Consider the following 20,372-nt stretch of genomic DNA (forward strand, 5'->3'; position numbering starts at 1 on the left):
GGAGTGCACTCCAGGTCAACTACGGTCAAGCCTTGTGACTCACGACGGCGTACCGGCTCCGGTGGCGAAGCTCGATGCGCAGCAGTTGCTGCGGGAGCTCAATCAGGCGAGCGGCCCCGGGCTGGAGTTCGTCGGGCAGGCAGGCGGAGGCGAGGTCGGTGCCGCGTTCGTGCGCTGGCCCGACGGGCGGGACGGCGTACTGACGCGCGGATTCGGTTCCCTGGCCGACCTTCGGCGTACGGCGGAAGTTCTCGAGGCAGCGCGCCGGGGCGGGCTGCCTGTCCCGCAGTACCAACTGCTGGTGGACCTGCCGGACGGCGTCGGCGTGGTGCAGGAGCGCCTGCCGGGACGGCCGCCGGAGACCGTCGACCGCGCGTTGCTGGAGTCGATGATCGCTCTGACCGACCACTTCACCGGGCTGGCTCCCGACCTGCCGGTCCCGTCGATGTACCTGCTCGAGAGCGGTCCCGGCTTCTGTCTGCACGAGTCCCTCCAGCGGTACGACGACCGCACGCGGAGGCTCCTGGACTGGATCCGCGAGGTCGGTCGGGACGAGCCGAGCGGCATGACCGGCGACGACCTGGTGCATCTCGACTTCCACACCGGGAACGTTCTGACCGAGGCCGGAAGGATCACCGGAATCGTCGACTGGGACGGCATCGGCCGCGGCGACCGCCTGTTCGCACTGGTCACCCTGCGGTTCGACGCCCACGTCCGTCTCCCCGACGCGGACCTGACCTGGTACGACGAACTCCTCGAGAAGACCCTCGACCCCGCCGTACTGCGCCTCTACTGGGCCCACATGTCCTTGCGCCAGGTCGACTGGTCCATCCGCCACCACACCCCCGCCGACACCACCCGCTGGCTGGACTTCGCCGAGACCCGGATGCGCTGATCAACTCTTTTCGGCTCAGGCCGAAAAGGACTCGACCCGGCTTCCGGCGGCCCGGCCCGTTGACTAGCTTCGGTGGTGGGTCTTCACTCGGGGGGCCCTTCAGGTTAAGGGGAAACCATGCGCAAGATTGCGATGACTGCTGCTGGGATCGCTGCCGCTGTGATCGGCACGGGCGTGGCGATGGCGCCGACGGCCAGCGCGGCGACGGAGGCTGTGACGGCGACGGCGTGCCCGTCGGGGGCCGTGTGTCTGCGGGAACCGGACGGAAGCATCCTGAGCAAGAACATCTGGTACAGCTACGGCGCTCACAACCTGCAGAACGTCACCGGGTACAAGGTGACGGTCAACAGCCAGACCGGCGGCGCGGGCTTCAAGATCTGCACGGGCTACAACGGCACCGGCTGCGGCCCGGTCTACCGCGCCACCGGCGAGTACCTGCCGCACGACTACACGCCGATCAACTCGATCGTGCTCGTGCGGTAGTCCAGGCGAAACTGCCGGCTCCGACCTGCACCAGGTCGGAGCCGGTTGCGCTATCCCTTGACCGCGCCTTCCTCGACGCCCTTGAAGAAGAAGCGTTGCAAGGTGGCGAAGACGATCACGATCGGGATGAACGCGATCATCGTGCCCGCCGCGATCAGCCGCGGATTGTTGCTGAACGTGCCGGACAGGTACTGCAGGCCGACGGTCAGCGTGTACTTGTTCGGATCGGTCAGCACGATCAGCGGCCACAGGAAGTCGTCCCACGCGCCGATGAACGCGAAGATCGCGACCACGCTGATCGTCCCGCGCACCGACGGCAGGCCGATGTACAGGAACCGTTGCCAGGCGTTCGCCCCGTCCACGACCGCGGCCTGATCGACTTCGACCGGCAACGACCGGAACGCGTTGTACATCAGCAAGACGTTCAGCGCACCGATCATCCCTGGCAGTGCGACGCCGAAGAGCGTGTTCGCCAGCCCGAACTCCCGGACCGTCACGTACTGCGAAATGATCGTCACCTCACCCGGCAGCACGAGGGTCGCCAGGAACAGCCCGAGGACGATCTTGCGGCCGCGGAACTGCAACCGGGACAACGCGAACCCGGCCAGCGAGGCGCCGATCACGTTGCCGCCGACCACCAGGAACGCGACCACGAGCGAGTTCCGCGCGTAGTCCCAGACCGGGATGGTGTCGGTGACCTCCTTGTAGTGGTCGAAGGTCGGTTGCGCCGGCAGCAGCCGCGGGATCCGGGTGTAGATGTCCTCCCCGGATCCCTTCAGCGACGTCGACAGCTGCCAGAGGAACGGCCCGATCGTGATCAGCAGCACGAACACCAGCAGCACGTACCGCACGACCTTCTCCCGCGGCGACACCGAGTTGAACCCGGACGAACGACGCCGTCGTACCGGCGCTTCAGCCACCACGGCCTGCCGCGGCGGATCGGTCACAGTCGTCATGCTTCGGCTCCCCGGCGGTTGAGACGGGCCAGCACCAGCATCGGTACGACGGTGACGAAGAACAGCACGATCGACAAGGCCGACGCGTACCCGAGGTTGCCCTCGAAGCCCTGGCTGTACTGCTGGATCAGCATCACGACCGAGTTGTCCCGGCCACCCGGACCGCCCTTGCCGCCGCTGAGGATGAACAGCTCGGAGAACACCCGCAGCGCCGACACGGAGATCAGGATCGAGATGAGAATCATCGTCCCCCGTACGCCGGGGATGGTCACGTGCACGAACCGCCGCAACGGCCCTGCGCCGTCGACCGCGGCCGCCTCGTGCAGTTCACGCCCGACGTTCCCGAGGGCGGCCAGGTAGATGATCATGTAGTACCCGAGCCCCTTCCAGATCGTCAGGCTGATTGCGCTGAGCAACAACAGCCACTGGTCGGACAGGAACGGCAGCGGCCCGGAGATGACCCCGAGCTTCTCGGCCAGACCGTTGACCAGGCCGCGGTCGTCCAGGATCCACTGCCAGATCAGCGCCACCACGACCGCGGACGCCACCACCGGGGTGTAGAACGCGGTCCGGAAGAACGTGATCCCGGGCAGCTTCTTCTCGACCAGCACGGCGAGCAGCAGCGGCAGGACGGTCAGGAACGGCAGGCAGACCACCATGTAGATGACGCTGTTCAGCAGCGCCCACCGCAACTGCTCGTCGTGCAGCAGGGTCTCGAAGTTCTTCAGCCCGACGAAGTGGCCGCCGCCGATCGGCTTGGCGTTCGTGAACGACAGGATGACGGTGTTGATCGACGGCCAGAGGTTGAACACGAGCAACCACGCGAGTGCCGGGATCACCAGCACCCACGGGGTGAACCAACGGTTGTAACGCATCACTGGGTAAGTAGCTGGTTGGCCTTGGCCACCGCGGCGTCGAGAGCTGCCTGGGACGAGATCTTGCCGGAGATCGCCAGTGAGATCTGCTGCCCGATGAAGTCGTTGGTCGCGCCGCTGATCACCGGCGGCTGCAGCACCTTGGCCTTGGCCAGCGACTGGAACGCGAGCACCTTCGCGTCACTCTCCGGCGTGCCGTCGGACTTCGAGAAGTACGGGTCGGAGGCGGAGGCCTTGGTGGACGGGAAGATGTTCACGATCTTCGCGAACGCGGCCTGGTTCTCGGCGTTGGTGACGAACCGGGCGAGCGCGATCGCCGCGGCCTGGTTCTTGGTCTTGGCCGAGACCGACAGCCCCTGCACGTACAGCGGCGGGGTGTCCAGCGCCGGCGACGGGACGACCTTGCCCTTCAGCGACGGGTTGTCCTTCACGAAGTCCTGGATCGCGTTGCCGCCGCCGGTGGTCCAGGCGACCTTGCCCTGGGTGAAGAGCTTGGAGTTGCCCAGGTACTCGTTGGTCAGGATGTCGCGCGGCATGTAGCCCGCCTTGTAGGCGTCGCGGTACTTGTCCAGCAGCGCGGCGGCCTCGGGGGTGTTGAAGGTGAACTTCTTGCCGTCGTCGGACAGGATCTTGATCCCGGCGTTGGTGAAGTCGCCGATACCCGGCAGCCGGCTCATCAGGTATTCCTTGCCGCCGGTCTTGTCGTGCATCGTCTTCGCGGCCGCGAGCAGCTCGTCGAAGGTCTTCGGCGGGTTCTTCACGTCCAGGCCGGCCGCGGCGAACTTGGTCGCGTTCCAGTAGTCGATGTCGGTGTTCAGGTACCACGGGTAGCCGAACGTGCCGTCCATCCCCTGGTACCGGTACGCCTGCACGCCGCCCTCGACGTACTCCTCGTTCAGCTTCGGGTCCGCGGCGGCGACGTCGAGCAGCATGTTCTGCTTGGCCAGGCTGAGCGCGAAGTCGGGCGGCAGGTTCGTCACGTCCGGCAGCGAGCCGGCCGACGCCTGGCTCAGCACCTTCTTGTCGTAGCCGTCGCCCGGCTGGTCCAGCCAGGTGACGTGCGTACCCGGGTACTTCGCCTCGAACGCCTTGATCACACCTTCGACGTACGACGTGAACTTGGGCTTCAGCGCCCAGGTCTGGAAGCTGACCTCACCGGTCACCTGGGCTCCCGCGTCGACGGTCGGCTTGGCGCCGCCGCTGCTGCCCGAGTCCTCGGAACCGAGGCCGCAACCTGCGAGGGTGAGGGCGGCGGCGGCAAGACTTGCCACGAGCGCCGAACGGCGTCTACGCATGGGATCTCCTGGAATTGATAAACCGGTATAGCTCCCGAACTATCCACATCGTAGAATCCGCTGTCAAGGGACGAGGATGTCCAGGGACTCTGCGGCGTAGCGAGCAGGTGCTCGGCGGAGTGCAGCGCAAGGCGGAGGACGGGGCTCGGAGTGGGTTTCTCCGTGCCCCGTCCTCCAACGCAGCGATGTGCCCGCCGAGCGCCGCGCAGTAGGCGCAGAGTCCCTGGACATCCTCGAGAGGGAGGTACGACGATGGCGAGACCTACGATCGCGGACATCGCGACCAGGGCGGGCGTGTCCAAGGGTGCGGTGTCGTTCGCGCTGAACGGGCGGCCGGGCGTCAGCGACGCGACTCGGGAGCGGATCCTGAAGATCGCCGAGCAGATGAGTTGGCGGCCGCACAGCGCGGCGCGCGCACTCGGGGCGTCCCGGGTCGACTCGGTCGGCATGGTGATCGCGCGGCCGGCCCGGACGCTCGGGGTCGAGCCGTTCTTCGCGCACCTGCTGTCCGGTGTGCAGTCGGGGCTGTCCGCGGAGTCGATCTCCCTGCAGTTGCTGATCGTCGAGGACACCGCGGCCGAGATCGAGGTGTACCGGCGCTGGACGTCGGAGCACCGGGTCGACGGCGTGATCCTGGTCGACCTGACCGTGCAGGACCCACGGGTCGACGAGCTCAGGGCGCTCGAGCTGCCGGCCGTGGTGATCGGCGGCCGCGGCGGCAAGGGCGCACTGGCCTCGGTCTGGGCCGACGACCGCGACGGGATGCTGTCGATCGTCGAGTACCTGGCCGCCCTCGGCCACCGCCGGATCGCCCACGTCGCCGGTACGCCGAACTTCCAGCACACGCAGCGCCGGATCCGGGCGCTCCGCGACGCCGCACCCCGGCTCGGACTGCTCGACGCCTCCTCGCTGACCACGGACTTCAGCGACGCGGAGGGCGCCGCGATCACCCGGAAGCTGCTGTCCCAGTCCGTTCGCCCGACCGCGATCGTCTACGACAGCGACGTGATGGCGGTCGCCGGCCTCGGGGTCGCGATGGAGATGGGCGTCTCGGTGCCCGGCGACCTGTCGATCGTCGCGTTCGACGACTCGATCCTGACCCAGCTCATGCACCCCGCACTGACGGCCCTGTCCCGCGACACTTTCGACTTCGGCCGCCAGGCCGCCGAGGTCCTCCTCGAAACCATCGCCGACCCCGCGACCGTCGTGAACCGCCGCACCCCCGACCCGGTCCTCACCGTCCGCGAGTCCACCGCGCCTCCGAGCTGATCTGGACCGCAGTTGCTCTTGTGGCCTAAACCGATTTAGCATCCTCGGCATGGCTTCGGAGTCCGTCACGCCCCGGTTCGGTGCGAACTACGTTCCCTCGGCGGGATGGTTCTACAGCTGGCTGGACTACGACCGCGACGCGGTACGGCGGGACTTCGCGGACCTGGCCGGGATGGGTCTGGACCACGTCCGCGTGTTCCCGGTCTGGCCGTGGATCCAGCCGAACCGGGCGATCATCCGCGAGCAGGCGATCGCCGACCTGCTCGACACGATCGATGCCGCCGCGGAGCACGGCCTGACCGTCGCGGTCGACCTGATCCAGGGACACCTGTCCAGCTTCGACTTCCTCCCGTCGTGGGTGCTGACCTGGCACAAGAGCAGCCTGTTCGAGGACAGCACGGTCCGCGACGGTCTCACGGCGTACGTCGATGCCGTGGCCCGAGCCGTCGCGACGAAGCCGAACGTCTTCGCAATCACGCTCGGCAACGAGGTCAACAACCTCTGGCCGGACAGCACCACCACGCCCGGGACCTCGACCGCGTGGGCGCAGGACCTGCTGACGACGCTGAAGAAGGCGGCACCCGACGTACTCGCCCTGCACTCGGTCTTCGACGACGCCTGGTACAAGGGCGACCATCCGTTCCACCCCGTCGACGCGGTGGACCTGGGTGACCTGACCACTGTCCACTCGTGGGTTTTCAACGGGGTCTCACGAGTGGACGGTCCCCTGGGTCCGGCCACCCTCACCCACGCCGACTACCTGATCGAGCTCGCCCGGGCTACCGCAATCGATCCCAGTCGGCCGGTGTGGCTGCAGGAGATCGGCGTACCGGGACCCGACATCCCCGTCGACCTCCAGGCCGAGTTCACCCGACGCACTGTCGAGACGGTGCTCACGAACCAGTCCCTGTACGGCGTGACCTGGTGGTCGTCGCACGACATCGATCGGCGCCTGCTCGACTTCCCGGACCGCGAGTACGACCTCGGCCTGTTCACCGTCGACCACCAACGCAAACCGGCCGCACAGGCACTCGCGGACGTGATCGCCGAGGTGCAAGCAAACGGCGTACAACAGCTAGCAGCCGCCGCCACGCTGACCGCGCCGATCAACCTCCGCACCGAGCCGGAACGTCGCGCGGAAGTTGCCCCCGGCAGCGAATTCCACCTGCACTGGGTCGAGGCCCGCGCGAACGGGCCTGTCCGCATCGCCCTGCCCTAGCTTTTCCGCGTGATCAGTACTTCGATGCCGTCGAGGATGCGAGCCAGGCCGAACTCGAGGTCGTCGTCGAGCTCGTCCTCGTACTCCTGGTTGAGGTAGAGCGACACCAGCGTCGGATATCCACCCTCCATCAGCCGCGGGACGAGGAACTGGCCGACCTGCTCCGCCTGCACCGGCGTGCGATCGCTCGCTCCGAGCTGACGCGCCAGGCCGGCGTAGTTCCGCGCGTACCCGTCCAGGAGCATCAGGCACCCGAGGTTGTCGTGCTGACTGAGCCCAGTCTCGGCCAGCGCCGCCAGCATCACCTCGACCCAGCGCAGCAGGTTCGGAGTGACGGGCGCGCCACGGATCGGTACGTCGAGCAGCCACGGGCGGTCCTCGTACAACTTGACCTGCGCATCCACCCACGCGATCGCCGCCGCACGCCAGCCGGACGGCAGCTCCGGCGGCAGCCCGACCGCCGTGTCGTGGACCAGGACGATCAGCTCTTCCTTGGACCGGACGTAGCGGTACATCGCGTTGGTGGTGACGCCGAGCTGTGCAGCGATCCGCTGCAGCGAGACCGCCTCGAACCCGTACCGGTCGCCGAACTCGATGCCGGTGGCCACGATCTGCTCGACCGACAGCGCCGGCTTCGGGCCGCGCCGCTGCACCGGCTGCACGCCCCACGAGAGGGCGAGCCCCGGCGGCAGGTCCGCGCGGCCCTCGGTCATGCCTCCATCCTGACGCACGCGGTACGCCGGCGAACAGTGGAGCTAGGTCCACCTCGGAAACGGGTCCTGAGCACCGGGATCAGAAACTGTTCAACCCATACGCTGTTTCACATCGGAACCTCCTCAGGAACCAGCCGAAGGGAACAGCTCATGAACACGATCCTCGAACCCCTGCTGACGCCGGACCAGGTCCAGCTCACCGACACCGATCGCCGAGCCGCGATCAGCAAGCTCGACAGCGCCGTACGGCAGGCCGCGCTGACCCCGTCGCAGGCCGGCGACCGTCAGGACCAGGTCCTCACGGCCCGGACCCGCGGCGAACTGCGGACCATCCTGTCGGGTGTCGCGAACGCCGCCCCGCCCCGCGGGCTGACCGTGGCGCTCCAGGCCTTCACCGGCGTCTGGCTGGTCGCCTGCGTGGTCCAGTTCGTGGTCTGGCTGGCGCTGGCGGTCTTCGGTCACTTCGACGGCCCGTGGTGGCTCTGGTCGGACCTCGGCCTCGGCGCGATCGTGGCGATCCTGTGGTGGACCAACGAGTCCTACCACCGCAAGTCCGACGTACTGGTCGCCTCATGAACGCGCCCGTACAGCTGACTGACGTGCGTAAGGTCTACGGCACCGGCCCCGGCGCGGTCGACGCGCTGGCCGGTGTGACCTACGACTTCGCCGCCGGCACCTTCACCGCGGTGATGGGCCCGTCCGGCTCCGGCAAGAGCACACTGCTGCACTGCGCGGCCGGCCTCGACACGCCGACGACCGGTGACGTCCAACTGGCCGGCCGGTCGCTCCGCGGCCTCGACGAGACCGCGCTGACCGAGCTCCGCCGCGAGCATGTCGCCTTCGTCTTCCAGTCCTTCAACCTGATGCCGGCACTGACGGTGCGGCAGAACGTCGTCCTCCCGATGACGCTGGCCGGCAAGCAGCCGGACGACGCCTGGGTGACCGACGTCATCCGGCGCGTCGGTCTCGGCGAGCGCGTCAAGCACCGGCCGAGCGAGTTGTCCGGCGGTCAGCAACAGCGGGTGGCGATCGCCCGGGCCCTCGCCGGCCGGACCGCGATCACGTTCGCCGACGAGCCGACCGGTGCGCTGGACACCACCACCGCGCTCGAGGTCCTCACGCTGCTCCGCGATCAGTCCCGCCGGCTCGGTCAGACGATCGTGATGGTCACCCATGACCCGGTCGCGGCGTCGTACGCCGATCGTGTCGTCTTCCTCGTCGACGGCCGGATCGTGTCGGAATTGCCTCGAGGGGCCGTCCACCCCACCGCCGAGGCCGTCGCCGCTGAGCTCGCCCAGCTGAGCGCCGGCCGCCTCTCACCCACGGAGAGCTGACCCATGTTCCGCCTCGCCGTCACCACCCTGCGGTACCGGACCGCTGCCTTCCTCGCTATCTTCGTCGCGGTCCTGCTCGGCGGGGCGCTGCTCAGCGCCGCCGGAGGCCTGCTCGAGACCGGGCTGCGCCTGAACGCCCCACCCCAACGACTGTCCGCCGCCCCGATCGTGGTCACCGGCGACCCGGCGTACCACCCACCGAACGGCAGCGGCTCCGCCGCCTTCCCGGAACGCCACCGCCTCGACCCGGCCCTGCTCGTCAAGCTCAGCAGCGCGCCTGGCGTCGCCAAAGCAATCTCCGACCGCTCCTTCCCCGCCGTCATCACGTCGCTCGAGCCGTCTGGTACGGCGCTTGCGGGTCACGGCTGGACGTCCGCGGCGCTGACTCCCTACACGTTGACCGCCGGCCGGGCGCCCCGGGCGGGGCAGGTCGTGCTCGACCAGCGCCTGGCGGACGGCGCGAAACCCGGCGACTCCGTCAGCGTCACCGTCGGCGGCGAGCCGCGCACCTTCACCCTCGCCGGTATCGCGGTCGTCCAGCACCAGGTCGACGTACCGCCGGTCTTCTTCGCCGACGTGGATGTCCCGGACGGTCTGGATGCAATCGGGGTGTTCCCCAAGGACGGTACGTCGGTACGGGAGCTCGCGAAGCGGCTCGACCTGCCGGCCGGTGTGAAGGCCTACACCGGGGACGAGCGCGGCGTCGCGGAGTTCTCCGGGATCGCGACCGGTCTGCCCCTGATCATCATGTCCGGCGTCTTCGGTGGGATGGTGGCCGTGGTGATGGCGCTCGTGGTCTCGGCCACGATCGGGCTGTCGGTGCGCCAGCGCCGCCGCGAACTCGCGCTGCTCCGAGCCAGCGGTGCGACCCCGCGCCAGGTCGGCAGGATGGTGATCGCCGAGACGATGGTGGTCGGTGTGATCGGGCTCGTGCTCGGGCTGCTGTGCGGCCGGATCGCCGGTACCTGGATCTTCGGAAGGCTCGCCGACGGCGGCATCGTGCCGTCCCAGTTGCGGTTCGACCAGGGCCCGCTGCCGTTCGCCGGGGCGGCCGTCCTCGCGTTCGCGGTACTGCGGGTGACCGTCGGGTTCGCCGCCGGACGGGCCGCCCGGATCCGCCCGATCCAGGCGCTGGCCGAGGCCGCCGTACCGAATGTGGCGCTGAGCCGGGTGCGGATCGTCGTCGGTCTTGTCTTCGCCGGTGCGACGGCGGCGATCGCCTTGTCGACACCGTTCATGGGTCCTACCAACGCTGCGGCGATCGGTGGACCAGCCGGCCTGACCGGGTCGATCGCGGTCGCGCTCCTCGCGCCGCTGGTGATCCAGCGGGCGCTGATCCCCCGCATCACGCGGCTGGTCGAGAAGCGCGGGACCAGCGGGACGCTCGCCGTGATCAACCTGCGGGTCCGCGCGGTCCAGTTCGGCGCGATCCTGGTCCCGATCACCATCGCCACGGCGATTGCCATGGGCAACATCTACTCGCAGAGCACGCAGCAGAAGGCGGCAGTCCACGCGTTCACGAAGAACCTGGCCGGCAATGTGGTCATCACATCCACCTCGGGCGGCATCCCGGCGTCGCTGACGGACTCGGTCCGGTCGATGCCGGGTGTGACGGCGGTGTCGGAGGTGGTCCGCAGCAAGGGCTGGATCGAGGAGCCGTACGACAAGTCGCACACCAGCGACGCCTGGCCGCTGCTCGGCCTGAGCGGTCCGGTCTACACGGGCAAGGTGAAGCAGGGTTCGCTGGACGACTTGACCGGTGACACCGTGGCGCTCCCGCCGGGTACGGCGAAGAAGCTCAAGGTCGGCGTCGGCTCGGAGATCGGCCTGCGTCTCGGCGACAACGCCCTGGTCAAGGTGAAAGTGGTCGCCCTCACCGAGGGACCGTCCGGCTACGAGTCACTCCTGCTGCCCGCGCAACTGCTCGCCGCCCACACGACCAGCGGCCTGCCCAGCCAGCTCCTGCTGAAGACCACCAACAAGCTGCACCCAGATCTGTCGAAGTGGCCGGGTACGACGATCGGTGGACGCGAACTGCTCGGCGAAGGCTTGGACACCGGGCTCGGCGTGGACGCGTGGATCGGCTACCTGCTCGCCGCCATCGCGGTCGCGTACACGGCCATCGCGTCGATCAACACGATCGCCGTCGCGGTGCTGGACCGCCGGCGCGAGTTCGGGCTGCAGCGGCTGACCGGGTCGACCCGGCGTGAAGTGTCCCGGATGCTTCGCCTCGAGGGCCTGCTCATCGCGGCGCTAGGACTGGTCGCCGGGCTGGTCACAGCAGCGTTCACCGTGCTCCCGATCGCGCTGGCGACCCGCGGCTGGCCGATCCCGTCCGGCCCGGTCTGGATCCTGCTGATCTGGGTGGCCGTCGTCCTGCTCCTGGTCCTGCCGACGACCGCGATCACCGGCCGGATCGCGATGCGCTCCAAGCCGATGGACGCGCTCAGCTCCCCCGTCGGCTGAGATTTCCGGAAAGAAACCGTCACCTGGCGACGAATTCTTTCCGGAAAGCCGGCCGGCTCAGCTGGTGGAGGGGTCTGAGCCGGCCGGCTCGATCCACGCGTAGCCGCCGTCTTCCAGGCGCACCACCTGGAGGCCGGCGGCCAAACGCCGTACGTCGTCGGTCTCGATCACGCCCGCGGCCGGGCCGGCGATGTCCAGAACGATCGCGGCCGCGCCTTCCTGGATCGCCGCCGTGGCAACCAACTGCGTCTGGGCCGGCATCGGGCGGGCCTCCGGACTCCACCGGGTCAGGGCCTCGGTGCCGGTGAACGCGAGCAGCGCGTTCCGCCCGTCCTGTCCCTGGAGCAGCGCGACGGCCATGTCCGACGTCTTGTCGTGCGCCAGCCCGCTCTCGTCGTACTCGACCTCGCCCAGCATCGCGACCACCGGCACCAGCAGCCGAGCCTTGGTGAGCGCCGCCAGCACCGCTCCCCCGTCGCCGTCGGTGAGCGCCCGAGCCAGCGCCGGGTCCGCCGACCCGTCGTCGTTGTCGAAACCGGTGAAGGCCAAACGCCGCTCTGGTGGTTGCACGGCGCTCATTCTCCCCGGACCGCTGTTTCAGGGGTGCGTCAGGGCCGTTCCCCTCTTGGATCACGCGCCAACTGTGCGAGCCTGGGTATGTGCCTGACTTCAACGATTTGACGCTGCTGCCGTTCTGCGTAGGCCTCACGCTGCTCGGCCTGATCGGCTCGTGGTTCGCCTGGCGGCGCCGCGGCCTGGCGGCCGGCACGCGCGGTGTGGCGTGGTCCCTGCTGCCGGTCTCGCTGTACCTGACCGGCCTGCTGGAACTGGTCTGGGACGTGGTCCGCTCCTCCGTGAGCTGGGTCACTCACCTGATCTTCTCGCCGACCGTGTGGGCCGGAGTCGCGCTGTTCGGCGTGTCAGTCGTGCTGTACGTCGTCTCCGGTGTGGCCCGCGGCCGCGGTGGGAACCAGAAGGCACAGAAGAAGCCCGCCTCGCCCGCGGGAGAGCTGACTGCCACTGGCCCCGCGCCAGCATCAGCCACCACCGCCAAGGCTGCCAAACCGTCAAAGGGGAAGGCCAAGCAGCCCGAATCGTCGGAGTTCGACGAGATCGAGGACATCCTGAAGCGCCATGGAATCAACTGACAAGGCCCTTGACCAAGGCCCGCACCCCCTGACCATCGACTCGCTGCTGGACAACGTCCAGGCCGATGTATCGCGCCTCGGCCGGAGCAGGCTGATCGGTATCGACGGCCCCGCCGGCTCCGGCAAGACGACCGTCGCCGCCGCCCTCGAGGCCCGGGCCAAGGCCCGTGACCTGAACACCTACGTCATCCACATGGACGACCTGTACGACGGCTGGGCCGGAGCCGAGCGCGGCTTCGCCCTGCTCCGCGACCACGTCCTGCAACGGCTGGCCGACGGCCGCGAAGGACGGTACCGCCGCTACGACTGGTACCAGGGCGTGTACGCCGAGCTCCACGTCGTACCGAACACCGTAGACCTGCTGATCGTCGAAGGCGTCACCGCCTGCGACCGGGACGCGGCGCACTGGCAGGCGCTACGGCTCTGGGTGGAGACGTCGAACGAGGTCCGCCTGGACCGCGGCATCGAACGCGACGGCGAGGCCCTCCGCGACCACTGGCTGGAGTGGATGCGCTGGGAGCGCGACCACTTCGCCGAGCAGGCCACCCGCTCGCGCGCCCACGTCATCGTCGACGGCAGCCCGTCCGTACCATTCGACCCCGCGCTCGAGCTCGTCACGAAGTCGGTGGCGCTACCGCCTCACGACTCAGCTGCTTCCTAGCCCGTCCCACGACCACTGCGGGACGGGCACGTCGTCAGCGATGTCGTCGGAGTTGTGCCGGTACATCGTGTTGAAGGTCGTCCAGGCGAAGTAGTCGTGCAGCACGGACCGGGTCCGTTCATCGTCGATGCCGGCCGCGATCACCGCCTCGTCGAAGCAGGCGATCGCGCGGTGGTTCATTTCGTCGTGCTCGCCGTTCCCGGCGTGCCGGCGCTGCACCGACGCCTCGTCGCCGTACGTCGTGGTGTACGCCGGCGGCCCGCCGAGAGCTTCACCCCAGTACGCCGCGAGCCGCTCGGTGTGATCCGGCTTCGCCCCGCCGTGGAACGCATGGCTGACGATCTCGTCCGCCATCACCCGCTCGTGCCACTCAGCTGCCAGCCGCAACATGCCCTCGGCCCCACCCGCCGCTTCGTAAACGGTCTCCATACGGCCCAACGGTGCCGCAATCGCCACGAACTGACAATGGGCCTGGTCAGATGCTCTCGAGACGGCGGCGGACCAGGTCGCGTTCGGGTTCGGAGCCGGCCAAAGCGAGGGCCTGCTCGTAGGCGGTGATTGCCTCGGGCAAGCGTCCGAGACGTTGCAGTAGGTCGGCGCGGGCCAGTGCGAAGGGGTGATAGTCCTGGAGCCGGGGTTCCTCCGCGAGCTCGGCTAGCAGTGCTAGCCCCGCCTCAGGGCCGTCGCGGAGCGCGATCGCCGCCGCGCGGTTGAGCGCGATCACCGGCGACGGGTCGAGGTCCAGCAGTACGTCGTACAGCTGGACGATCTGCGGCCAGTCGGTGCTCTCGAAGTCGGCGGCCTCGTCGTGGATCGCGTTGATCGCGGCCTGGACGGCGTACGGTCCGGGTGGGCCGCCGGTGAGGGCGGCGACGACCAGGTCTCGGCCCTCGGCGATCATCTCGTGGTCCCAGCGGCTGCGGTCCTGGTCCTCGAGCAGGACGATCACGCCGTCCGGACCGGTGCGGGCGTCGCGGCGGGCGTGGATCAGCAGCATCAGCGCGAGCAGGCCGGTGACCTCGCGCGCCTCGGGGAGCAGGCGGTGCAGGATCCGGGCCAGGCGGATCGCTTCCTCGGCCAGGTCCAGGCGTTGCAGGTACGGTCCGGAGCTGGCGGCGTACCCCTCGGTGAAGACCGAATAGATCACCTGCAGTACGCCGGGCAGTCGCTGCGGCAGCTCGTCCGGGCCGGGGACGCGGAACGGGATCCGCGCCTCCCGGATCTTCTTCTTCGCCCGGACGATCCGCTTCGCCATCGTCGCGGTCGGGACCAGGAACGCCCGCGCGACCTCCGGCGTGGTCAGCCCGGCGAGGCACCGCAGCGTCAACGCGCCGCGGTCCTCGGCGGCCAGCGCCGGGTGGGCGCAGGTGAAGAACAGCTGCAGCCGCTCGTCGGGCAGTTCGTCCCCGGTCGCCTGCGGCGCGGGCCGGTCCGCCTCGAACTGGAGGATCGCGAGTTTGGCGGCGTACACCTGGTCCCTGCGCAGCCGGTCGACCGCCTTGCGCCGGGCGGTGGTCATCAACCAGCCGCCTGGGTTCGGCGGTACGCCGGCGACGGGCCAACGCGTGAGCGCCGCCTCGATCGCCTCCGACGTGACCTCCTCGGCCAGGTCGAGGTCCCCGAACCGCCGGGCCAGCGCTGCCAGCAAACGGCCGCGCTCCTCCCGGAAGACCGCTTCGACCTGGTCCATCGTCACGCTCCCGGGAACTCGGCGACCGGTCGCACCACGACCGAGCCGCCGCCCCGAGATCCCGGGCACCGCGCGGCCCAGTCGAGCGCGACGTCCAGGTCCGGTACATCGATCACGTAGAACCCGCCGAGCACCTCCCGGGTCTCCGCGAACGGCCCGTCGGTCACGGTCCGCTTGCCGTCGTTCGCGACCTGGACGCGGGTCGCGGTGACCAGATCGGCCAGCGACTCGGACGCGACCACCACACCCGCGTCGGTGATCTCCTTGTCGAACCGCATCCAGTCCTCCGGCTCACACCCCACCGGCGTGTCCTGCGGGTCCAGCTCACCGGCATTGATCAGCAACAAGTACTTCACGTCGTACCTCCTGTCAGCGTGTCTACAGCATCACCACGAACGAGGTCGCCCCCGATGGACAGCGCTAAGGACAGGAAGTAGTCCCTTTCCAGGCAGCTACCACCGCAGCAGCCAGGCGAGGAAGGAGTCTCCGCCGCGGACTACCTCCTGTCGTTAGCGTCGTATCGGCGAGGATAGGGACATGAGCGTTCTGCCTTCAGGTGAGCAGTGGGTCCTTCGCGGTGGCGGGTACGAGGGGACGGTGGTGAGTGTCGGCGGCGGATTGCGTGGGCTCACGTACGACGGGCGCCCGGTCCTGCTCGCGTACGGCGAGGACGAGGCGGCGCATGCCGGACTCGGCCAGCACCTTTTCCCGTGGCCGAACCGGATCACGGACGGGCAGTACACGTTCGAGGGGGTCGACCAGCAGCTGTACCTGACCGAACCGGCCCGCCGGAACGCGATCCACGGCCTCACCCGCTGGGCGAACTGGCAGCGCATCGACGACGGATCCGATCCGTCGACGGTGGTCGCCGGACACCAGCTGTTCGGCCAGCCCGGGTACCCGCACCAGCTCGAGCTCCGCCTGACCTATCACCTCACCGACCGCCTGACCGTGACAGCCACGGCCACCAACGTCGGCCGGACGCCGGCGCCGTACGGCTACGGGGCCCACCCCTACCTGAGCGTCGGCCGTCCGATCGACGACTGCGTCCTCGAGTTCACCGCGGCGCAGCGGCTCGAGGTGTCCGCCGACCGGATGACTCCGACGGGCCTCACGCCGGTCGACGGAACGCCGTACGACTTCCATGAGCCCCGGCTGATCGGCTCGACCTCGATCGACAACGCGTTCACCGGGCTGAACGGCGAGTGGTCGGTGTCGCTGACCGATCCGGACAGCGGCGCGCGGTCGGTGCTGACGAGTGACACGCCGTGGATGCAGCTGTTCACCGGTGAGGCGGTCGGGCGTACGGCGCTCGCGGTCGAGCCGATGACCTGCCCGCCGGACGCATTCCGTACCGGTCAGGACCTCGTCGTACTCCAGCCGGGCGACTCACACACGACTAGCTTTCAGGTGTCCGTCTAGACGGACCGGCGCCGTGTTCGCGGGCGACCGCTGCCAGCTGCTTCGCGGCGCGGCTCGCCCGCGCACCCTCGGCGGCCTGGACCGCGAGAATGCCGATCCGGTTGTCATCGGCATCGAACAGCTGCAACCACGCGTCGCCCGGCCGGAACCGCAACGCGGCGACCTCCGACCAGGTCAGCGTGTACGACTTGAACACGTTCCGGATCCGCAGCCGATCCGCGTACGCCGTGACGCGCAGCGTCGACATCCGGTACAGGATCCAGAGCACCGCCCCGAAGAACGCCAGCAGGGTGAGCCGCTGGAACCAGTCGAACGATGCCCGATCGTCCGGCGACAACCGGAACCAGATCACCCCGAACACGGCGATCAACGACAACCCCATCCCCGCAGCCATCGCCGCCACGATCCGCGGGTGGAACACGAACAGTCTGTCTCTCGACGCGGATCCGGGCATGACAGCGGGTTTCAGATCCGGCAAGCGTGGATGTCGGTGGTGAGGATCGCGCGGGCGCCGACCTCCCAGAGCTGGTCCATCAGGCGCTGCGCCTCGGCCCGCTTCACCATGACCCGGACGGCGACCCAGCCCTGCCGGTGCAGCGGCGAGACGGTCGGCGACTCCAGACCGGGTGCGACCGCGGTGGCCGCGTCGACGTCCTCGGCGCGGATGTCGTAGTCCATCATCACGTAGTTCCGCGCGATCAGGACGCCCTCGAGCCGGCGAACGAGCTGCTGCAGGCCGTTCGGCGGCGTCTCGACACCGTTCCGCTTGATCAGCACGGCCTCGGACTGCAGGATCGGCTCCCCGAACACCTCGAGTCCCGCCTGGCGCAGCGTCGTACCGGTCTCGACGACGTCCGCGATCACGTCCGCGACGCCCAGCTGGACGGCCGACTCCACGGCACCGTCGAGGCGCACGACCGCCGCGTCGACGCCGTTCTCGGCCAGGTGGTCCTGCAGTACGCCGGCGTACGACGTGGCGATCCGCTTGCCGGCGAGATCCTTCACGGAGTCCGCGACCCCGGGCCGCCCGGCGAACCGGAACGTGGACGAGCCGAATCCGAGGCCCATGATGACGTCCGCGTCCGCGTGCGAGTCCAGCACCAGGTCGCGACCGGAGATGCCGACATCGAGCGTGCCCTCGCCGACGTACACGGCGATGTCCCGCGGGCGGAGGTAGTAGAACTCGACCTCGTTGGCCGCGTCGGTGAGGGTGAGGTCCTTGGTGGTCCGGCGCTGCTTGTAGCCGGCTTCGACGAGCATCTCGGTGGCGGCTTCGCTCAGCGAGCCCTTGTTCGGTACTGCGACGCGCAGCATGGCGACTGCCCTTTCTGGGAGGTGTGAACCGGTGATCTGCGGGATGGGCTCCTACAGATGTCGGTACACGTCCTCGAGGTCCAGGCCGAGCGCGTGCATCATGACCTGGGCGTGGTACAGCAGCTGCGACAGCTCCTCCGCGGCCCGGTCCTTGCTCTCGTACTCGGCAGCCATCCAGGACTCGGCGGCCTCCTCGACCAGCTTCTTGCCGATCGAGTGCACGCCGGCGTCCAGCGCCGCCACGGTCCCGGAACCTTCCGGCCGTGTCGCCGCCTTCTCACCCAGCTCGGCAAACAGCTCCTCAAAACTCTTCATCGCCCGCCCAGCCTACGGGTCCCGCCCGCGCGCCCCGTCCCCAGGTCCGCTAGCCGGACTGCCCGAGCGCCTCGGAGAGCTGCCGCGGGGGCGGCCGGCCGGGTGCTGCAGCATGTGGCCGACGATAGCTGGATGCAGAGTCCTCGGAGAGTTCGTGAGTTGGGTGTTGTCGTCGGAACACTGCCTACCGGGCCGCTCAACGCGGTCACCGACGTGCCGGGGGTGCGGGTCGGACAGACGACGATCACCGGCGACGGGCTGAACACCGGGGTGACGGCGATCGTCCCGGACGGCTGGGCGGAGACGCTTCCGGCTGCGATTGCTGTCGGCAACGGGTACGGGAAGCTGGTCGGCTCGACGCAGGTGGAGGAGTTGGGCGTCATCGAAACCCCGATCCTGCTCACCGGGACGCTCAGCACGTTCCGCGTCGCGGACGCGCTGGTGACCTGGCTGCTTGATCGCAACCCACGAGCGACCAGCCTGAACCCGATCGTCGGCGAGACCAACGACGGCTACCTCTCCGACATCCGCCGCCGCCCGATCACGCCCGAGCACGTCCAGGCCGCGCTGGACACCGCCTCCTCCGATCTCCCCGCCGAGGGCTGTGTCGGAGCCGGCACCGGGACCTGCGCACTCGGCTTCAAGGCGGGAATCGGCACCGCATCCCGCACGATTCCGGCGGACCCTACCCTCGCCTCAGAGTCCGGTGCACACACCGTTGGTTTACTCGTGCAGGCGAACTTCTCCGGTCTGCTGACCGTGCTCGGCCGCCCGATTCCCGCCCACCCGATCGATGCGGACGGCAACTCCTGCATGATCGTGATCGCGACCGACCTCCCGCTCGACTCCCGCCAACTCGGGCGACTCGCGCGCCGGGCGATCTTCGCCATGGGCCGAGTCGGCTCCGACTACGCCCCCGGCAGCGGCGACTATGCGATCGCCTTCACCACTACCCGTACGCCGAACTTCCCCGACCGCAGCCTCCGCACACCATTCCAAGCAGTCACCGAATCAGTCGAGGAAGCCCTCCTCAACTCGCTCACCATGGCCCGAACCACCACCGGCCACCAGGACCACACCGCCCACGCAGTACCCCACGACCTCATCGCCGCGCCTCGACTTTAAGCACTCGCGAACTATTTTCTGGTCCCGGAAGTGCTCGGCGGGTGACGGCGGATCCGATGAGCGTTCCGAAGGCCAGTAGTGCGGCGGCGGTGCGGATCAGGTGGGCGAGCTGCCAGCGGTCGCGTACGGCGGCCCAGTCGGCCGGCGGGTTCAGCACCGACCACGCGGACTGGTCCGAGTTGATCGGCAGGTTGATCGCCAGCGTCGTAGCGAAGACCACGACGAGCAGCGCGACCGCGATCAGCACCACCCGCCGATCGTTGCCCCGGGCCCAGATCGCCAGCACCACTGTGGTGACGATCGCCGGGATCAAGGTCACCGAGGCGAGCCGGTCCAGCGAGTCCAGCTCGACCAGCCGGACCTGCGTATAGACCGACGCCCCGAACCCCCGCAACGAGTTCTCCAGGACCAGCACACACACCAGGAACCCGGCAAAAACCCCACTGAACAACAGGCTCAGTCCACGAACAACCCGCGACAGCCGACCCGCACCGACGACTCCCGGCTCCACGCTCGCCGTGCCGGCAGTCCGCTCCATCAGTACGCCACCCCAACCGGCTGGCAGACCGTCGCCGGCATATCTAGCGCCGCTAGCATCAGGTGCGCGACGTCCGCCCGCGAGATCGCGTACCCGCGCGTCACTGTGCCGCCGACCTCCGTCCGATAGGTCCTGGTCAGCGCCTTGTTCGTGAGTTTCGGCGGCCGCACGATCGTCCACTCCGTCGTACTGCTCATGATCTCCGCCTCCATCACCCGCAGATCGGCGTACACGTCGGCGGCGAATGCGTTGATCATCGGATAGACCACCCGCCGGTTCAGGAAGCTCTCGTCCGCCGGCACCGGCCCGAGCGGTGCCGCGCTCACCGCGACAAAGCGCCGTACCTCGACGGCTTCCATCGCCGCCAGCATGGACCGGGTGCTCTCCGACGCGACCGGCCCGTCCTTCCGCCCGCGGGCGCCGACCCCGGAGATGACGGCCTCGCTCCCATCGACGGCGTCCCGCAGCGGCTCCGCCTCGGTCAGACCGGGCACCCGAATCACCTCCAGCGCCGGGTGCTCCAGCTCGTACGTCGACGACGTACGCACGACTGCCGTCACCTTGTGCCCCGCGTCGAGCGCCTGCCGTACGACGTGACCGCCGATCCCGCCCGTCGCCCCGAACACCGTGATCCTCATCCCGACCGCCTCCTTC

General features: G+C 68.9%; 24 protein-coding genes. 11 read left to right on the plus strand and 13 right to left on the minus strand.

Annotated elements, in window-relative coordinates; genetic code table 11:
• The first annotated feature begins 34 nt into the window (after nucleotides 1-34).
• Nucleotides 35-895: a phosphotransferase gene (locus tag EV651_RS12685; RefSeq protein WP_238156849.1), complete on the plus strand. Its 861-nt coding sequence runs from the start codon at nucleotides 35-37 to the stop codon at nucleotides 893-895.
• Between the two features lie 117 nt (nucleotides 896-1,012).
• Nucleotides 1,013-1,378 (plus strand): hypothetical protein, encoded by a 366-nt coding sequence (locus tag EV651_RS12690; protein ID WP_133785359.1) that lies wholly within the window; start codon nucleotides 1,013-1,015, stop codon nucleotides 1,376-1,378.
• Nucleotides 1,379-1,428: 50 nt separating this feature from the next.
• Here EV651_RS12690 and EV651_RS12695 read toward each other — a convergent pair whose 3' ends face one another.
• From EV651_RS12695 to EV651_RS12705, 3 genes are read right to left on the minus strand one after another with little or no spacing between them, the layout of a single operon-like run.
• Nucleotides 1,429-2,334 carry a carbohydrate ABC transporter permease gene (locus EV651_RS12695; RefSeq protein WP_133785360.1) on the minus strand — a complete coding sequence of 302 codons (906 nt, stop codon included), beginning with the start codon at nucleotides 2,332-2,334 and terminating at the stop codon, nucleotides 1,429-1,431.
• On the minus strand, nucleotides 2,331-3,209 hold the full coding sequence (locus EV651_RS12700; RefSeq protein ID WP_133785361.1) for a carbohydrate ABC transporter permease: 879 nt from the start codon (nucleotides 3,207-3,209) through the stop codon (nucleotides 2,331-2,333). Before EV651_RS12700 ends, EV651_RS12695 begins: the two co-directional genes overlap by 4 nt.
• The gene (locus EV651_RS12705) at nucleotides 3,209-4,504 is read right to left on the minus strand and encodes an ABC transporter substrate-binding protein (protein ID WP_133785362.1); all 1,296 of its coding nucleotides are present in this window, start codon (nucleotides 4,502-4,504) and stop codon (nucleotides 3,209-3,211) included. Before EV651_RS12705 ends, EV651_RS12700 begins: the two co-directional genes overlap by 1 nt.
• A 252-nt stretch (nucleotides 4,505-4,756) precedes the next feature.
• On the opposite strand from EV651_RS12705, the gene EV651_RS12710 reads away from it, so the two are divergent.
• Complete coding sequence (locus tag EV651_RS12710) at nucleotides 4,757-5,773, plus strand: LacI family DNA-binding transcriptional regulator (RefSeq protein WP_133785363.1); 1,017 nt, start codon at nucleotides 4,757-4,759, stop codon at nucleotides 5,771-5,773.
• 49 nt (nucleotides 5,774-5,822) lie between these two features.
• On the plus strand, nucleotides 5,823-6,992 hold the full coding sequence (locus tag EV651_RS12715) for a cellulase family glycosylhydrolase (RefSeq protein WP_133785364.1): 1,170 nt from the start codon (nucleotides 5,823-5,825) through the stop codon (nucleotides 6,990-6,992).
• Here the strand turns inward: EV651_RS12715 and EV651_RS12720 are convergent.
• Entirely contained in the window at nucleotides 6,989-7,705 is a 717-nt protein-coding gene (locus tag EV651_RS12720) for a TetR/AcrR family transcriptional regulator (RefSeq protein ID WP_133785365.1), read from the minus strand. The two genes, EV651_RS12715 and EV651_RS12720, sit on opposite strands and share 4 nt — an antisense overlap.
• A gap of 150 nt (nucleotides 7,706-7,855) precedes the next feature.
• On the opposite strand from EV651_RS12720, the gene EV651_RS12725 reads away from it, so the two are divergent.
• The 3 genes from EV651_RS12725 to EV651_RS12735 are packed head-to-tail and all read left to right on the plus strand — an operon-like array spanning nucleotide 7,856 to nucleotide 11,505.
• A complete protein-coding gene (locus EV651_RS12725; RefSeq protein WP_133785366.1) occupies nucleotides 7,856-8,281 on the plus strand; it encodes a DUF1707 domain-containing protein in 426 nt (141 codons plus the stop codon).
• The gene (locus EV651_RS12730) at nucleotides 8,278-9,039 is read left to right on the plus strand and encodes an ABC transporter ATP-binding protein (protein WP_133785367.1); all 762 of its coding nucleotides are present in this window, start codon (nucleotides 8,278-8,280) and stop codon (nucleotides 9,037-9,039) included. The genes EV651_RS12725 and EV651_RS12730 overlap by 4 nt, the downstream gene beginning before the upstream one ends.
• A 3-nt stretch (nucleotides 9,040-9,042) precedes the next feature.
• A complete protein-coding gene (locus EV651_RS12735) occupies nucleotides 9,043-11,505 on the plus strand; it encodes an FtsX-like permease family protein (protein ID WP_133785368.1) in 2,463 nt (820 codons plus the stop codon).
• 57 nt (nucleotides 11,506-11,562) lie between these two features.
• Here the strand turns inward: EV651_RS12735 and EV651_RS12740 are convergent, their stop codons facing one another.
• The gene (locus EV651_RS12740) at nucleotides 11,563-12,075 is read right to left on the minus strand and encodes an SseB family protein (protein WP_238156850.1); all 513 of its coding nucleotides are present in this window, start codon (nucleotides 12,073-12,075) and stop codon (nucleotides 11,563-11,565) included.
• An 89-nt stretch (nucleotides 12,076-12,164) separates the two neighbouring features.
• Between EV651_RS12740 and EV651_RS12745 the strand changes: the two genes are divergently transcribed.
• Nucleotides 12,165-12,653, plus strand: coding sequence for a hypothetical protein (locus tag EV651_RS12745; RefSeq protein WP_133785370.1), 489 nt, complete (start codon nucleotides 12,165-12,167; stop codon nucleotides 12,651-12,653).
• Complete coding sequence (locus EV651_RS12750; RefSeq protein WP_133785371.1) at nucleotides 12,640-13,314, plus strand: uridine kinase; 675 nt, start codon at nucleotides 12,640-12,642, stop codon at nucleotides 13,312-13,314. The genes EV651_RS12745 and EV651_RS12750 overlap by 14 nt, the downstream gene beginning before the upstream one ends.
• Here the strand turns inward: EV651_RS12750 and EV651_RS12755 are convergent.
• Genes EV651_RS12755 through EV651_RS12765 form a run of 3 tightly spaced genes read right to left on the minus strand, consistent with a single transcriptional unit; the run spans nucleotide 13,300 to nucleotide 15,360 of the window.
• On the minus strand, nucleotides 13,300-13,743 hold the full coding sequence (locus EV651_RS12755) for an oxidoreductase (RefSeq protein WP_133785372.1): 444 nt from the start codon (nucleotides 13,741-13,743) through the stop codon (nucleotides 13,300-13,302). The genes EV651_RS12750 and EV651_RS12755 overlap by 15 nt on opposite strands.
• 46 nt (nucleotides 13,744-13,789) lie before the next feature.
• Nucleotides 13,790-15,004, minus strand: coding sequence for an RNA polymerase sigma factor (locus EV651_RS12760; protein ID WP_133785373.1), 1,215 nt, complete (start codon nucleotides 15,002-15,004; stop codon nucleotides 13,790-13,792).
• Nucleotides 15,005-15,006: 2 nt separating this feature from the next.
• Entirely contained in the window at nucleotides 15,007-15,360 is a 354-nt protein-coding gene (locus EV651_RS12765; RefSeq protein WP_133785374.1) for a YciI family protein, read from the minus strand.
• A gap of 181 nt (nucleotides 15,361-15,541) precedes the next feature.
• On the opposite strand from EV651_RS12765, the gene EV651_RS12770 reads away from it, so the two are divergent.
• Nucleotides 15,542-16,426 (plus strand): aldose 1-epimerase family protein, encoded by an 885-nt coding sequence (locus EV651_RS12770; protein WP_133785375.1) that lies wholly within the window; start codon nucleotides 15,542-15,544, stop codon nucleotides 16,424-16,426.
• Here the strand turns inward: EV651_RS12770 and EV651_RS12775 are convergent.
• The 3 genes from EV651_RS12775 to EV651_RS12785 all read right to left on the minus strand — a co-directional run bounded on the left by EV651_RS12775 (nucleotide 16,404) and on the right by EV651_RS12785 (nucleotide 18,055).
• Nucleotides 16,404-16,820: a PH domain-containing protein gene (locus EV651_RS12775; protein WP_238156851.1), complete on the minus strand. Its 417-nt coding sequence runs from the start codon at nucleotides 16,818-16,820 to the stop codon at nucleotides 16,404-16,406. The genes EV651_RS12770 and EV651_RS12775 overlap by 23 nt on opposite strands.
• 71 nt (nucleotides 16,821-16,891) lie before the next feature.
• Complete coding sequence (gene hisG / locus EV651_RS12780; protein ID WP_133785377.1) at nucleotides 16,892-17,740, minus strand: ATP phosphoribosyltransferase; 849 nt, start codon at nucleotides 17,738-17,740, stop codon at nucleotides 16,892-16,894.
• Nucleotides 17,741-17,791: 51 nt separating this feature from the next.
• Complete coding sequence (locus EV651_RS12785) at nucleotides 17,792-18,055, minus strand: phosphoribosyl-ATP diphosphatase (RefSeq protein ID WP_130383737.1); 264 nt, start codon at nucleotides 18,053-18,055, stop codon at nucleotides 17,792-17,794.
• 132 nt (nucleotides 18,056-18,187) lie between these two features.
• On the opposite strand from EV651_RS12785, the gene EV651_RS12790 reads away from it, so the two are divergent.
• Complete coding sequence (locus EV651_RS12790) at nucleotides 18,188-19,180, plus strand: P1 family peptidase (protein ID WP_133785378.1); 993 nt, start codon at nucleotides 18,188-18,190, stop codon at nucleotides 19,178-19,180.
• Here the strand turns inward: EV651_RS12790 and EV651_RS12795 are convergent.
• Nucleotides 19,158-19,718 (minus strand): DUF1772 domain-containing protein, encoded by a 561-nt coding sequence (locus tag EV651_RS12795; RefSeq protein ID WP_133785379.1) that lies wholly within the window; start codon nucleotides 19,716-19,718, stop codon nucleotides 19,158-19,160. The two genes, EV651_RS12790 and EV651_RS12795, sit on opposite strands and share 23 nt — an antisense overlap.
• The gene (locus tag EV651_RS12800) at nucleotides 19,718-20,356 is read right to left on the minus strand and encodes an NAD(P)-dependent oxidoreductase (protein ID WP_133785380.1); all 639 of its coding nucleotides are present in this window, start codon (nucleotides 20,354-20,356) and stop codon (nucleotides 19,718-19,720) included. The genes EV651_RS12795 and EV651_RS12800 overlap by 1 nt, the downstream gene beginning before the upstream one ends.
• Between the last annotated feature and the right edge of the window lie 16 nt (nucleotides 20,357-20,372).

The sequence above is a fragment of the Kribbella sp. VKM Ac-2571 genome (assembly GCF_004362255.1).
Classification (GTDB): Bacteria; Actinomycetota; Actinomycetes; order Propionibacteriales; family Kribbellaceae; genus Kribbella; species Kribbella pratensis.

Coding starts and splice junctions, on each gene's coding strand:
- EV651_RS12690 (WP_133785359.1), top strand. CDS start 1,013: ATGCGCAAGATTGCGATGACTGCTGCTGGGATCGCTGCCGCTGTGATC.
- EV651_RS12695 (WP_133785360.1), bottom strand. CDS start 2,334: ATGACGACTGTGACCGATCCGCCGCGGCAGGCCGTGGTGGCTGAAGCG.
- EV651_RS12700 (WP_133785361.1), bottom strand. CDS start 3,209: ATGCGTTACAACCGTTGGTTCACCCCGTGGGTGCTGGTGATCCCGGCA.
- EV651_RS12705 (WP_133785362.1), bottom strand. CDS start 4,504: ATGCGTAGACGCCGTTCGGCGCTCGTGGCAAGTCTTGCCGCCGCCGCC.
- EV651_RS12710 (WP_133785363.1), top strand. CDS start 4,757: ATGGCGAGACCTACGATCGCGGACATCGCGACCAGGGCGGGCGTGTCC.
- EV651_RS12715 (WP_133785364.1), top strand. CDS start 5,823: ATGGCTTCGGAGTCCGTCACGCCCCGGTTCGGTGCGAACTACGTTCCC.
- EV651_RS12720 (WP_133785365.1), bottom strand. CDS start 7,705: ATGACCGAGGGCCGCGCGGACCTGCCGCCGGGGCTCGCCCTCTCGTGG.
- EV651_RS12725 (WP_133785366.1), top strand. CDS start 7,856: ATGAACACGATCCTCGAACCCCTGCTGACGCCGGACCAGGTCCAGCTC.
- EV651_RS12730 (WP_133785367.1), top strand. CDS start 8,278: ATGAACGCGCCCGTACAGCTGACTGACGTGCGTAAGGTCTACGGCACC.
- EV651_RS12735 (WP_133785368.1), top strand. CDS start 9,043: ATGTTCCGCCTCGCCGTCACCACCCTGCGGTACCGGACCGCTGCCTTC.
- EV651_RS12750 (WP_133785371.1), top strand. CDS start 12,640: ATGGAATCAACTGACAAGGCCCTTGACCAAGGCCCGCACCCCCTGACC.
- EV651_RS12755 (WP_133785372.1), bottom strand. CDS start 13,743: ATGGAGACCGTTTACGAAGCGGCGGGTGGGGCCGAGGGCATGTTGCGG.
- EV651_RS12760 (WP_133785373.1), bottom strand. CDS start 15,004: ATGGACCAGGTCGAAGCGGTCTTCCGGGAGGAGCGCGGCCGTTTGCTG.
- EV651_RS12770 (WP_133785375.1), top strand. CDS start 15,542: ATGAGCGTTCTGCCTTCAGGTGAGCAGTGGGTCCTTCGCGGTGGCGGG.
- EV651_RS12775 (WP_238156851.1), bottom strand. CDS start 16,820: ATGGCTGCGGGGATGGGGTTGTCGTTGATCGCCGTGTTCGGGGTGATC.
- hisG (WP_133785377.1), bottom strand. CDS start 17,740: ATGCTGCGCGTCGCAGTACCGAACAAGGGCTCGCTGAGCGAAGCCGCC.
- EV651_RS12785 (WP_130383737.1), bottom strand. CDS start 18,055: ATGAAGAGTTTTGAGGAGCTGTTTGCCGAGCTGGGTGAGAAGGCGGCG.
- EV651_RS12790 (WP_133785378.1), top strand. CDS start 18,188: ATGCAGAGTCCTCGGAGAGTTCGTGAGTTGGGTGTTGTCGTCGGAACA.
- EV651_RS12795 (WP_133785379.1), bottom strand. CDS start 19,718: ATGGAGCGGACTGCCGGCACGGCGAGCGTGGAGCCGGGAGTCGTCGGT.
- EV651_RS12800 (WP_133785380.1), bottom strand. CDS start 20,356: ATGAGGATCACGGTGTTCGGGGCGACGGGCGGGATCGGCGGTCACGTC.